The sequence below is a fragment of the Rummeliibacillus sp. TYF-LIM-RU47 genome (assembly GCF_008638315.1).
Lineage (GTDB): Bacteria > Bacillota > Bacilli > Bacillales_A > Planococcaceae > Rummeliibacillus > Rummeliibacillus stabekisii.
Genome location: NZ_VVIR01000001.1, coordinates 1,751,501 through 1,763,717 on the forward strand (window position 1 = coordinate 1,751,501; position 12,217 = coordinate 1,763,717).

Annotated in this window: 11 protein-coding genes and 1 tRNA gene; 5 read left to right on the forward strand and 7 right to left on the reverse strand. The window is 34.6% G+C overall.

What is annotated here, in order from left to right; genetic code table 11:
• Positions 1-28 precede the first annotated feature (28 nt).
• The gene (locus F0527_RS08830; protein WP_150284549.1) at positions 29-1,432 is read right to left on the reverse strand and encodes a sucrose-specific PTS transporter subunit IIBC; all 1,404 of its coding nucleotides are present in this window, start codon (positions 1,430-1,432) and stop codon (positions 29-31) included.
• 174 nt (positions 1,433-1,606) lie between these two features.
• Complete coding sequence (locus tag F0527_RS08835) at positions 1,607-2,590, reverse strand: LacI family DNA-binding transcriptional regulator (RefSeq protein ID WP_150284550.1); 984 nt, start codon at positions 2,588-2,590, stop codon at positions 1,607-1,609.
• An 83-nt stretch (positions 2,591-2,673) separates the two neighbouring features.
• Here F0527_RS08835 and F0527_RS08840 point away from each other — a divergent pair, with 83 nt between their 5' ends.
• Positions 2,674-3,141 carry a PTS sugar transporter subunit IIA gene (locus F0527_RS08840; RefSeq protein WP_150284551.1) on the forward strand — a complete coding sequence of 156 codons (468 nt, stop codon included), beginning with the start codon at positions 2,674-2,676 and terminating at the stop codon, positions 3,139-3,141.
• A 111-nt stretch (positions 3,142-3,252) separates the two neighbouring features.
• Positions 3,253-3,326, forward strand: a tRNA-Arg gene (locus tag F0527_RS08845).
• A 133-nt stretch (positions 3,327-3,459) separates the two neighbouring features.
• Here F0527_RS08845 and F0527_RS08850 read toward each other — a convergent pair.
• The gene (locus tag F0527_RS08850) at positions 3,460-3,888 is read right to left on the reverse strand and encodes an ester cyclase (RefSeq protein WP_150284552.1); all 429 of its coding nucleotides are present in this window, start codon (positions 3,886-3,888) and stop codon (positions 3,460-3,462) included.
• 693 nt (positions 3,889-4,581) lie between these two features.
• On the opposite strand from F0527_RS08850, the gene F0527_RS08855 reads away from it, so the two are divergent.
• Together F0527_RS08855 and F0527_RS08860 are read left to right on the forward strand one after the other, a co-directional pair.
• Positions 4,582-5,100 carry a DinB family protein gene (locus F0527_RS08855; RefSeq protein ID WP_150284553.1) on the forward strand — a complete coding sequence of 173 codons (519 nt, stop codon included), beginning with the start codon at positions 4,582-4,584 and terminating at the stop codon, positions 5,098-5,100.
• A gap of 78 nt (positions 5,101-5,178) precedes the next feature.
• Complete coding sequence (locus F0527_RS08860; RefSeq protein ID WP_150284554.1) at positions 5,179-5,670, forward strand: GNAT family N-acetyltransferase; 492 nt, start codon at positions 5,179-5,181, stop codon at positions 5,668-5,670.
• Positions 5,671-6,448: 778 nt separating this feature from the next.
• Here F0527_RS08860 and F0527_RS08865 read toward each other — a convergent pair.
• The 4 genes from F0527_RS08865 to F0527_RS17050 all read right to left on the reverse strand — a co-directional run bounded on the left by F0527_RS08865 (position 6,449) and on the right by F0527_RS17050 (position 11,934).
• Positions 6,449-6,973, reverse strand: a complete 525-nt coding sequence (locus tag F0527_RS08865; RefSeq protein WP_150284555.1) for a hypothetical protein — start codon at positions 6,971-6,973, stop codon at positions 6,449-6,451.
• A gap of 111 nt (positions 6,974-7,084) precedes the next feature.
• The gene (locus tag F0527_RS08870) at positions 7,085-7,639 is read right to left on the reverse strand and encodes a short-chain dehydrogenase (protein WP_150284556.1); all 555 of its coding nucleotides are present in this window, start codon (positions 7,637-7,639) and stop codon (positions 7,085-7,087) included.
• Positions 7,640-7,932: 293 nt separating this feature from the next.
• Positions 7,933-11,652, reverse strand: a complete 3,720-nt coding sequence (locus tag F0527_RS08875) for a hypothetical protein (protein ID WP_150284557.1) — start codon at positions 11,650-11,652, stop codon at positions 7,933-7,935.
• Between the two features lie 111 nt (positions 11,653-11,763).
• Positions 11,764-11,934, reverse strand: a complete 171-nt coding sequence (locus tag F0527_RS17050; RefSeq protein ID WP_190323424.1) for a hypothetical protein — start codon at positions 11,932-11,934, stop codon at positions 11,764-11,766.
• 114 nt (positions 11,935-12,048) lie between these two features.
• On the opposite strand from F0527_RS17050, the gene F0527_RS17055 reads away from it, so the two are divergent.
• Positions 12,049-12,213 carry a hypothetical protein gene (locus F0527_RS17055; RefSeq protein WP_158512583.1) on the forward strand — a complete coding sequence of 55 codons (165 nt, stop codon included), beginning with the start codon at positions 12,049-12,051 and terminating at the stop codon, positions 12,211-12,213.
• Positions 12,214-12,217 lie beyond the last annotated feature (4 nt).

Consider the following 12,217-nt stretch of genomic DNA (forward strand, 5'->3'; position numbering starts at 1 on the left):
CAAAAGAAAACCTTGCCTCACTACTAATCTATTCATTACTTTCTTCTTTGGCATCATCGGAATAGCCGAACCACCATGTCAAGATGAAGGCTACCGCAACGGCCAGTAAGTTTACAAAGATATATTGAAATACCTGACCATTTAAATACAGCAGCGTTCCAGGCAATACTGTAATAGCCATCCCTGTTCCCTTTAAGCCGAGTAAGGATGAGAAAAATCCTCCTACCGCTCCGCCAATTAATCCCATAAGGAATGGCTTACCGTAACGCAAGTTGACGCCAAAAATAGCAGGTTCCGTAATCCCTAAAAAAGCAGATAGTGACGAAGGAAAAGCAAGAGCCTTTAATTTAGCCGATTTGGTTTTTAAAGCAACTGCTAATGTTGCGCCAGCTTGAGCAGCAGCGGCGCAGGTCACGATTGCATTGTAGGGATTATCATGATACTTCGATAATAGTTGAATTTCAAGCATATTGAATATATGGTGTACACCAGTAATAACGATTAACTGATTGAGCCCACCAAGCAAAATTCCACTAATTCCATATGGCCAAGATAATATAACAGTCGCTGCTGATAAAATCCATTGCTCAACAGAGTGGAAAATTGGGCCGATAATGAGCAGTGATAAAACACTCATTACAAGCAAAGTTAAGAACGGCGTTAAAATAAGGTCTAGAATCTCGGGTATGCGCTTACGCAAAAACTTTTCAAGCTTTGCACCGATGAGCCCAGCTATAAATGCAGGAATTACAGAAGCTTGGTAGCCAACTACTGGAATAAATCCGAAAAAGTGTATCGGCTTTACATCGCCACCTGCAACATCCCAGGCATTCGGTAATGAAGGGCTGACAAGCATTAACCCTAGCACAAGTCCAATGATCGGTGTACCGCCAAATACTTTGAATGTAGACCATGCAACCAATGCAGGTAAAAATATAAATGCAGTATCCGTTAAAACCTGTGTATATAAAATGAAATTCTCCGAAACATCGTCAGGCTTCATGCCAAAGAGCCCCAATATTTGCTCTTGCATGACAAGTCCACGCACACCCATAAACAATCCTGTAGCTACAAGTACTGGAATAATAGGGACAAAAACATCACCAAATGTTCGAATCATACGCTGTAGTCGAGATCCTTTTTTCCTTGCTTCTTTTTTCTGCTCAGAAGCAGATCGTGTCGTAAAGCCAAACTGAGTCACTTCATCATAGATGCGATTGACTGTACCAGTCCCAAAAATAATTTGATATTGGCCAGAATTAAAAAAGGCACCCTTTACTTTTGCGATTGACTCCACTTTTTTTTGGTCAATTTTACTTTTGTCTGCCACCATTAAGCGCAACCGAGTTGCACAGTGAGCAACAGATTCAATATTATCCTTTCCCCCAACTGCTTCTATTACTTCCTCAGCAATTTGCCGATTTTCAGACATATACCCACCCCTTTTTTCTTATTGAAAACGATTCCACTCTTTTTACAATATTAAACATCTTAAACTGTTATCTCTGTAACAAGTTCAACGCTTTCATTTCCATCTTATGTTGTTAGTTATGGAATCGATTCCTTACAAATGAAAAAAAAGAGGGCTTGTACAATTACCCCCACATTATATACTTTCTCTTACAAGAATTCTATAATTATTTTTGACTGTTACTGTGTCTGTTTTCTGGCCACTAAGTTGCTCCAGTAAAATGCCAGCAGCTTCTACCCCAGCATCAACTTGTGAGAAATCAACTGTTGTTAATTGTGGCTCTATATAAGTTGAGATTTCAGAAGCACCCATACCAGCTATTGCCAATTGGCTTGGGATTGACAGCCCCTGTCCCTTCGCATATTGCATTGCACCAATAGCCAAACGATCCGTTACTGCTATAATAGCCGATGGAAGCTCTCCTTCTTCAGCCATGTTTTCGGTCGCTTGAAAACCAGAAGCAGCATCAAAATTACCTTCTTGTATCCAATGGTGTTTTATTTCTAGACCATTATCTTTCAAAGCTTTCAGGTAGCCCAATTTGCGCAGGTAACCCACTGCTCGATCCTCTTCTGTAACTCCAATAAAACCAATTTCATTATGACCTCTCTCAATGAATAGTTTTACCAAATCGTATGTTGCCTGAAAGTCGTCTAACACAACGCCCGCTGTTCCCTCCATTTCTTGGCCAACCATAACAAAGGGCATTTTTAATTTTTTTATTTCTTCACGCAAAGCTTCATCTATATGAGTTGCAGAAAGAATAATGCCATCAACATTTCTTCCCTTCAACAAATGCAAAAAATCAATTTCTTTTGCAGGTTCTTGATTCGTAATAGTCAATAGTATTTGATAACCCTTTGGTGCCAATACTTGATCGATACCATTCATCAAACGGCTCGATGTTTCTGTACTGATTTTTGGTAGAATCACACCTATAATATTGGTCTTTTTTGTACGTAATGATTTAGCATTTTCACTTGGAATATAGCCTGTTTCTTCTATTACCTGTAACACCCGCTTCTTTAACTCATCCCGAACATAACCAGTCCCATTAATTACACGGGATACGGTTGTCCTCGAAACATTCGCTCGTTTGGCAATTTCATTAATTGTCACGTATTGTTTCCTCCTACAAAACACTTTTACTTTTTAACAGAAATGGGAATATAGACGTTAAAAAGATGAAAGGCGGTTTAAATATGTTTAAAGGCTTTTTTAAAAAGGATACCATTGAAGATTCATCATTGACAATGCCATTGGAAGGAAGAATTATCCCCATAGAAGAAGTGCCAGATCCAGTCTTCTCACAAAAAATGATGGGAGATGGTTTTGCCATTGTTCCTACAAATTCTACAGTAGTATCACCTGTAAATGGGAAGGTCATCAGTGTCTTTCCAACAAAGCACGCTATCAACTTATTAGACGATCAAGGAAGAGAAATCCTGCTCCATATAGGTCTTGAAACTGTCGCTTTAAATGGGCTTGGCTTTACTCCCTTTGTTAAAGACGGACAAAAAGTCAAAAAAGGTGATCGTTTAATGGATGTCGATTTTAATACAATCAAAAAGAAGGTTCCTTCCATTATCTCTTCTGTAGTTTTCACTAATTTAAGTGATGATGAAAAAGTTGCCATCACAAAACACAGAGTCGAAATAAAGAAAAAATAATTAATAAGGCATTGGATTGACAATAATCCAATGCTTTTTTCGATTTTCGAAAAAAATACTTTTTCGTTTGAAGTTTTTATAGTAGAATAGTGATTGTTAACATATTGCTACGCCCTTATAGCTCAGTAGGATAGAGCAAAAGTTTCCTAAACTTTAGGTCGCAGGTTCGAATCCTGTTAAGGGCATTAAGATACTCTTCAAACCCCTTGATATATTAAGGGGTTTGTTTTTTTCTGTCTAACAGGTGAGCAACACAAGAGACTTTTATTATACAAAGAGAAACTTGTCTTTGCTTATAATACTTTAATTATGTACTCCTTAGATGAACGAGAGTTTATTGGATTCTAACTGTTTATGAGTACCTAACCTATCAATCTGAATCCAATACTCTGAAATTTTTTCATTTTCTATTCTATATACCGCACTTGCCATTTGTAATATTGGGAGGCCTGTAGGTTGATATCCATCGATTTCTCCTACGTGCGTACCTTTTTGTTTCCATCGAACATATACCTTATTTCCATCTACTAAAAATTCTTGAATCTCTAATGAAAAATCACCATATACTTCAATCATTTCTCTTACATGTTCAGCATAATCCTTAGGTGTTCTCACCACTGTTTGTTCCTCTTCAGATACAATTTGATGGGCATATACTTGTTCTGCCATAAATTGATCTGAGTAATCAGGATTGTTACCTGATCGTACTTCTTTAAAAAATTCTCTAACAATTTGTTCTGGTGTCATTTAAATACCCCATTTTAATAAATCCAATACTATCATAGTAGAAGTGATTTCATTAAACTTTCTTTAGTTATATATAATTTAAATGAAGAAAAATTATTATAGCTATTCCAAAGAGTATAGCAGCAACTACTATCCACACTACTTCTATCATTAGAAAACAGCTAAGAAAACTATGCTTCTTTGAAATTGCTATATTTCTCGCAACCTTTAAATTTATCGGTAAAAAATATAAAGAAAATAAAAAACCTACTGAAAATAATATACATAAATAATTAATAATAATACTATTAGTTATATTTGAAATTTTAAGACTAACGTAAAAGACTGGAATTACCAACCAATAGCCAAATGTAAAGAATAACAAAACCAAAGCAATTAAAACTAACATAATGTCTTTTTTCAGCACAAGCTTATAGCTCTGGAAATAATATCTCATATTTTCCCACCCGTTCAGTAATACTTAAGTCCACCATAATTTAATACTACAGTTTATTCAATTTGGAGTATATTAAATCTATGGAATTAAATGAAGTTAAGGTTAAATACATATTACTTTCTATACTACTGTTAATTTCTGAACATGAAGGAATTTCAATAAATTAGTAGAATATATAGGATATGCCTATCCATTTACACATCTGATATGAAAAGACGAGATTTTTACCATATTGAAAAATTGTAGGAGGAATATAAATGAAAAAACATCATGCATTACAGTTGTATGATTATCACGTTTGGGCTAATAACAAATTATTCGAAAGGTTAAAGGAATTGCCTGAGGAAATTTTTAATCAGGAAGTTCAAAGTATTTTCCCTTCTCTTGCAGCGACTTTTAATCATATTTATATGGTTGATACCATTTGGCTTGGTGTAATGCGTCAAAAAACTATGGTTGAGATTCAAGCTTCAATCGCTCAAGTACAAGAGCATACAAAGAATAAAGGTCTACAGGAAATGGAAAAGTTGTTTTATCAATTAGCAAAGGAATATCAAGGATTTCTTAATAGTGAAAGTAATTTGGATAAAGAAATTTCCCCTGAACATCCTCAATTCGGACGATTAAATACTCATCTTTCCGAATTGGTTCAACATGTAGTCAACCATGGAACATATCACCGCGGAAATCTTTCTGCTATGATACGCCAACAAGGTTTCTTGGGTGTACCTACTGATTATGTTTTCTATCTATATGAAATAAACTCTACAAAATAGTTTTTGACGAATCTAGGTTTTTAAACAAAGAATTAAAAATATTTAACTTAGTTTTCAGATTTTTAAGGAGTGACTAGCATGAATTATTCAATTAAACCATCTATGGAAAAAGATATTCCATTCTTATGGGAAATGCTGCACCAGTCTATATTTGTTCCTGAAGGTCAACCTGCACCTAGTCTAGATATATTGAAAGAACCCAATATAGAAAAATACTTGATAAATTGGGGCAAGGAAAATGACCATGCACTAGTTGCTATAGATAAAGAAAATAATGCTGTAGGAGCAGTATGGGTAAGGTTATTAGACCAAGATAATGCTGGCTATGGCTTTGTGGATGAGAATACACCTGAGCTTGGAATGGCAATAAAGAATCAATATAGAGGGAAAGGAATCGGCAAAAATTTGTTATTTAATATGATTCAGTTTGCTCATTCTATTGGTTATCCGGCTATTTCGTTAAGCGTCGATCCTCTAAATCAAAATGCTTTAAGACTTTATGAAAAAAGCGGATTTATCAAAGTTTATGAAGATGCCGGGGGATCTTGGATAATGAAAAGAGATTTGTAATTTTGTACAAATCTACTTTCAATAATTGAGGTTACTATCTCTTCCCGCTATCTCCAAACTTTTAGAAGTGTGTGATAAATATCTTTTAAAATTGAGAAAGCCAAACTACTATGGAAGGCTAAATTAGCCTTCCAATAAAAGTCCGGCTTTTTCAAGGAATACTATTATAAAACTTAGATATGTACTATACAACTTACAAAAAGACAAACACCTATTACTATAAATAGACTTTTAACTACATAACAAGGCAATCTACTAATAAACTTCCCCTCACCTACCTTTACCTTTACCTTTATTTAATTTCATTATTTTAGACCAGTATAAATATGTAAGTGTGATATACAATCCTTAAGCAACCAATTGGATACCAGAGTCGTTCAACGTGAAAGATAGGTATAATATAGAAATATTAATAAGATTAATATAAGGACTGATTGAGTAATATAAAAATATTTTCGGTATTTAAAGGGTAATAGCTCAATTATTCCGCAAATAAAGTTAATCCAAAAATCAGCACCGCTTACATAGTTCGAACCCCGTTTGTTTAATTTCCTCTGTGTCAATTTAATACTATAAAAAATATATCCTATACTTATTAAGAATAAAATTAAAAAGAAAAGATTAACTATCACTTTTTATAATTTCCTAGCATGGCATCAGCTAATGCCACGCTATTCCTTTCTTTATCGTTTCTAAATCTAACTACTTTGTTATCTAAATGTTATTACATTGAATTCGTTTTATGTATCAACATTTATAAGCAATATTTGTATTTGTACTAACTCCATATATCTTTAAAATACTGTGAAAACAATCCTGTTCCTTGAAATCTATGATCTAAAACAGCTTGAACGTTTAAACGTTCAACGGTAATCTTATTATAAGTATTAGGAAAAGAGCCTAAATAAGAATATTTAAAAATTGGATCATTAGGGCATAATCTGTAAGCACGCTCCAACATCTTACATCCTTTCTTCTCCCAAGAGAAATAGTCACCAAAATAATAAGGAAACTGAGAAATCATATAACCAAAACTCCACAGAAAATTTTCATTATTCTTAAAATTTTCTAATCCAAAACTAGTAACTTCCTCTAAAGTAATAACCAATTCTTTTGAATTGACTCTTTCTCCATCTAGCGTATGACCTTCAACTAATAGATACCAGCATAAGAAACCTAGTCTAATAAAGTATTTCGGTTCTAAAGGGTTATCTTTACACAATTTTATTAATATTGATTTAGCTTCATTCCATTTCCCTTGATTTTCTAATGTATCTACATCTTTTAACTTCCAGTTAATCACAAATATGCTCCTTTAAATATGAATAACATGATGTTTTGATTCATATTTATCCTTGAACTTATAAGCTCTTTAGATAGTTGTCTTTAAAAACAGAATATCATGTTAAAAATGCTATATAGGGCGTTTCCCCCAAGGTTCAACGGTTCCTATGATATTAATAGATTTACCGCTTTTTATAGAATCTATTACTCCTTGTGAAATCTCATCATTTGTAAGCCATCTCGATTGACCATTTTCAAGGATGAATCCAAGCTGTATCTGGCGATAACGAGTGGGGTGAGGCAAACTAAATTTACCTTTTACTTCATTTGGTTTTTTACTACTCCCTAGTATATGAAATAGCTGCCAGTATTGGTCGCTTTGATTTGAGATTTCTTTTGCAATTACTTCTAATGCACTTTCAGCATACGAATGTATCCAGGCTATGACTAAATCAATTGGCCCATTACATTCTATTGTTTCTCTTAGTTTTGCTGTTAAAAAAGTTTCGTCATTATAGTCCACTAATACAGGTGTCATGAGTGATGAATCGATTGATTTGCTAATTAAGCTTTCCATTCGTTTAGCATCCCGTCCAATTACAGATACATGATAGCCTTTACTCACTAACCAAAGAGATGTGTTTGATAACATCCCTGTTCCTCCAACAATCAACGCATGCTTCATTCATTTACACCTCTCTTATATAAACATAATCCAAACAGAACAGCTACACAATGTTGTTTGACTTTAACCTGTTCAACCTTCTCTCACATTCTTATAATGCCCTAAATAAATATATATGTAAACAGCACCCCTTTTACAAGACTGATAAGACTACCATTTAGCTGTAAAATTCATTATTATGCAATATCTAATTAAAGCATACACGTTAAGTCGTCAAAAAAAGCATTTTGACTAAGAGAACCCCCTAGTCAAAATGCTATATTCCTTTAAAGCTATTATCATCAGTTCACCATTTAATTTTGGTCCACTGAAGTAGGCTTTTGATTAATTTGAAAGTGGAGACTGGGAGTTGGTTGATTTTGAACCAGATTCTGCGGTTTGATTTTCATGAAGTTTATAAGACTAAGCAATTTCTCCATTGTTTTTGAATGATCTAAGTAGTATTCTCTACCGCTTATATGCCAGAATGTCCAACCAGCCTGCTCCATCTGATGTTGGCAACATTCTAACTCATCAATTTCTGAATGATTAGTCCACTTTCTTCCTCCACATATGATCGCTAAGCGCCCATGAGAACTCTCTAATGCCAAGTCAATTGTCAATGGTCCTGTTTTAATAGTAGGCATGAAACGATACCCTCTCGTCATCAGTTCATTCTGCAAGTCTGCTACAAAGGTAGATGATGTCGCATGGTCCTCGGTCGTTAGAATGAAGGATGTAGTATTCGGTAATTCTATTTTTGCTTTGTCTGGTAATTGATGTTGAGCAATTTCAAACATAGACATTGTTCCATCATACAACGAGTAATTCGGGAAATCTGTAATGTAATTGTTCATTAGTACCGCAATTTCCTCTTGGCTTAATTTGGATGACAATTTATTAGTAGTAGCCTCATCTCCAAAGATAATTGCTTTTTCTCCTCGCAATAATACTTGGAGATCTGAAAGGCTTCCCATTCCGTCGACAATCACAACATCAAAATAATTCCCTGGAACAGACCAATATTTAGTTACCTCTGATAGTGGCATTAACCATACTGGAATAGCTGACTGCGCTTGTTTAAGAATATTGTCCGCTTCCTGTTTAAAATGTGGTGCAAATTTGGCTCTGTCTTTTTTCATTTTTTTATTGTAAAAACGCCAATTTGTGATTGCTGTTTTTTCTGCTGGAGTAATTTGTTTCAGCGTCGATAGCCAAGAGACTGGCTGAATTAATTCTTCCGTTAATTTCTTTTGAAGTACTCTTTCCTGTTTCAACTTTGCATGTAATATATTCGGCTGCAAGTGTCTGCTACCTGATAGCCATGTCGCCATCTTTTTCAGCACAAATGATTCAATAGCATCGTCTTCTGGCACCTTCGCTTCACCTAGGAGATCAATTAAATCACCTGCGGTTAGTGGCAGACTGTGAGATAATAAATCTATATAGTGCTTCCATTTATGAATATCTTGCTGCAATTTTCGTTGTATTTTCAACTCTGTTAAAAGTTCTTTCCATTTCGAAGGATCCTTTTTTACCATTGCATTAAGAAAAGCATTATAAATTGGATGCATATGTTTAAGTTGAGCTATTGCACGAAGCTGTTGGGTTCTATCAAAGAAATTTTCTTGCCATTTTTCATATTTTAAATACGCTAGTGTATGTGAGATTTCTATTTTTAATTTTTCATAACACAGTTGATTAAATAGATTAGTTTTCTCCAACTTTTCTGACACCAATTTTTGTGATAAGGCCATATCTGTATCAGCAATATTTATAAGATGTTCCAACAATTCTATTTTTTCATGCAAAATTAGAGGGAATTGAGGGTGCCTTATATCAATTTGCGGGAATCTAACTTCACTGATTTTGCCATTATACATTCTAGATAGCTGTGTAATTAACGTGCGGTATTCAATATACCGTAGCATAATTGCTACATCCTCAAAATTGCGAAGTGGTTTTCCATTCAATACAGGCGTTTCAAATAAGTATCGCGTAGCTTTGCCTTTACCCAACATAAAAAGTGCATTTGGCTTCTTTCCGGCAAGCATACGGTCTCTAACCATTCTTAAATCTTTTTTAATATCAACCGTCAATTTCTTCGGTAGTCGTATTTGATGATGACTTATTTCATGATACATCTCTAACGCCTTATTATTTAATGCTTTAATTTGATCAATTACATTCTTCCAATCCTCTTTCTTTTTTTCGTCTCCTAACACATCCTCCAAGAAACCATGAACACTTTCATCCTCCACTATTTCATAATTTGTTAGAATATCATCCACATAAGCTTGCATAATAAGCAATGCTGATTTTTTTGAGGATTCTAACTCAATCGGCAGGATATGGCGTACGTCAATTGATTCTTCTAGTTTTTGTTCTTCTTCTAACAATATTTTAAAGGTCGCTTCATTCATCATTTCACCAGGGGATGGAACAGTCGTATGGAGCAAAATGGTATCCTCTTTTGTAAGAGAATTATGAATGCGACCGAATTCTTTCCATTCTTCATGAGAAAGCGGGAATTTCATAACAAGCGGCAAATCATCTCGAATCCAATCAAATGGTTTTGAGTCAGTTGATAAATATTTGGCTACGTCATGTTTATACCACTCTTTATTCTCGAATAGGAAAGGCTTTCCTTCAGACAAATGATATTGCCGTAGCTCATTTAAGCTTGCTTGCTCTTGCTCGACACTCATTTGAAGTCTTAGTTGCTTTTGTTTTACCTTTTCAAGCCCTTTTCGCATATTGGTATTATCAAGCCGTTCTCCTACTACTTGAATGGATTGCTCAATTTGTTCTTTTGAGTTTTTTACGTCGCTTGTTATGTGAACGCATAACGGATGAAGATGCTTGGGCAAATCATTCTTAATTGCAGCTAGCTCTTCTCGATTTGTAGCTACCAACACTTTTTTTCCGTTAGCTAAGTAATGGGCGACTATGTTCTTAATAGCTTCTGACTTAGCAGAATTATTGCTCGTTCGGACACTGATAGCACTCATGTGTTCTAACTTTTTTACTACTTGCTTTTGTTCCTCTGGTACATCTAGCGGCAAAAATAGTTGTCCTTTGGCTACGCTGCTACTTTCTCTTTTTTTCTGTGGTAAGCCTAATACTGAATAAAGTGCTTCAGTGGGTGCACTATTTTCATGTTCAAGGTCTTGTACTAAGTTTTGTAAGTCCTTTTTTAAACGAATCTGATTTTTGTGGCGGATAATAATGAAAGATTCATCGATTAATATTGGTTTCTTCTCATGTGCTTGATCCCCTACCTCTGCTTCAGGATGACAATAGGGGGCAATTTTATTTAGAATTTCAGACTCATCATTAAAGAATTTGTCAGGTACTATATTATCTAACAAAGCTGCAACCTGTGTTTGTTGCTCTTCTGAAAAATTCTCCAATAAATGCTGATCAAAGGAATAAGTGTCGTCTTTCGTATTAATTGTAATGGTATCTTTATTCTTATTTAAAGCAAGTGATTGTGTGAATACAGGCAACTCGATCACATGCTCTCCATTCCGCCAATTAAATAAGCCTTTTGCCAATACAACCTCTAAATCGCTATCTCCGTTGAGTTTTTCAACCCATTCACAAAGCTCATTATAAAGGCTGCAGGCTTTATCGTAATTCTTCTTTCTAACAACCCACTTTGTCCATTCTATAGTTTTAGAATGCCGATTCCAGTTAGCTCCTTCTTTTTGTAATAAATTCTCTTCTAGTTGGAAAGCGTGCTTATACACAGGTGCGGTATGTTCCTTTTTATAAATAAGGGCAATTTTTGGGGATATTTCGGGATATGGCTTGGGTGCGACCAGAAATGTTTGCTCTAGAATAGGTTTATGTATCTCTGCTCGCTGCTTTAGCTGCACTTTAGAATCTAGCAATTCGTACAAGTATAAATCATTGATATTCCAAATCTGTTTGTAATCTTTTATCGAACGGACAGCAGGATTTTCCAAAGCCGTAAATTCTTCAACATATTTAAAAAAGCGCTTTGCACGTTTTGTTAATTGTTCATTCAAGAATATTCCTCCTCCAGCAAGACCTATTTATAATATATATGTAGGAGGAGGTAGACTATTCCTAATAAAAAGATTGTATTCATTTATTCTGAGTTTTAAAAGTATGCTACCTTATTCTGAAGCTTCTTTTTTCATTTCTTCTAAGTCTTCAATTTGTTCCTTTGTAAGCAATATTAATTCTTTTGTTTGTTCATCAATCAAATCAACTTCTTGTAATTCTTTTAAGCTTCCCTTCGCTTCTTGTAGCATAAATTCTATATCTTCTAGTTTTAGTTTTTGCATCATTCATTCCTCCTATTATTTTTCATTATAGTGTCTCTCTTTTATATTTGCATGTTTAACTTTCTATCGAACGGGTATTCTTAATTAACAAAACATTTAAGGAGTTGGATTAATATGACGAAAGTAGTTCTGGTAAATGGTGAATACTTAGCAATTATTAACGAAAGACAAATGGTAGAAACTAGAGAGTTGCCAAAGGGCATTAATCTTGGTGCTATGGGCGAAGTGGAATATGACCAAAAAACAGGTCAAATCATTGTAGATGGACAGATTATTTAATCTG

What these genes read in the sequence shown, in the direction of transcription:
- F0527_RS08840 (WP_150284551.1), top strand. Translation starts at nt 2,674, where the DNA reads ATGTTTAAAGGCTTTTTTAAAAAGGATACCATTGAAGATTCATCATTG.
- F0527_RS08870 (WP_150284556.1), bottom strand. Translation starts at nt 7,639, where the DNA reads ATGAAGCATGCGTTGATTGTTGGAGGAACAGGGATGTTATCAAACACA.
- F0527_RS08830 (WP_150284549.1), bottom strand. Translation starts at nt 1,432, where the DNA reads ATGTCTGAAAATCGGCAAATTGCTGAGGAAGTAATAGAAGCAGTTGGG.
- F0527_RS17050 (WP_190323424.1), bottom strand. Translation starts at nt 11,934, where the DNA reads ATGCAAAAACTAAAACTAGAAGATATAGAATTTATGCTACAAGAAGCG.
- F0527_RS17055 (WP_158512583.1), top strand. Translation starts at nt 12,049, where the DNA reads ATGACGAAAGTAGTTCTGGTAAATGGTGAATACTTAGCAATTATTAAC.
- F0527_RS08850 (WP_150284552.1), bottom strand. Translation starts at nt 3,888, where the DNA reads ATGACACCAGAACAAATTGTTAGAGAATTTTTTAAAGAAGTACGATCA.
- F0527_RS08855 (WP_150284553.1), top strand. Translation starts at nt 4,582, where the DNA reads ATGAAAAAACATCATGCATTACAGTTGTATGATTATCACGTTTGGGCT.
- F0527_RS08860 (WP_150284554.1), top strand. Translation starts at nt 5,179, where the DNA reads ATGAATTATTCAATTAAACCATCTATGGAAAAAGATATTCCATTCTTA.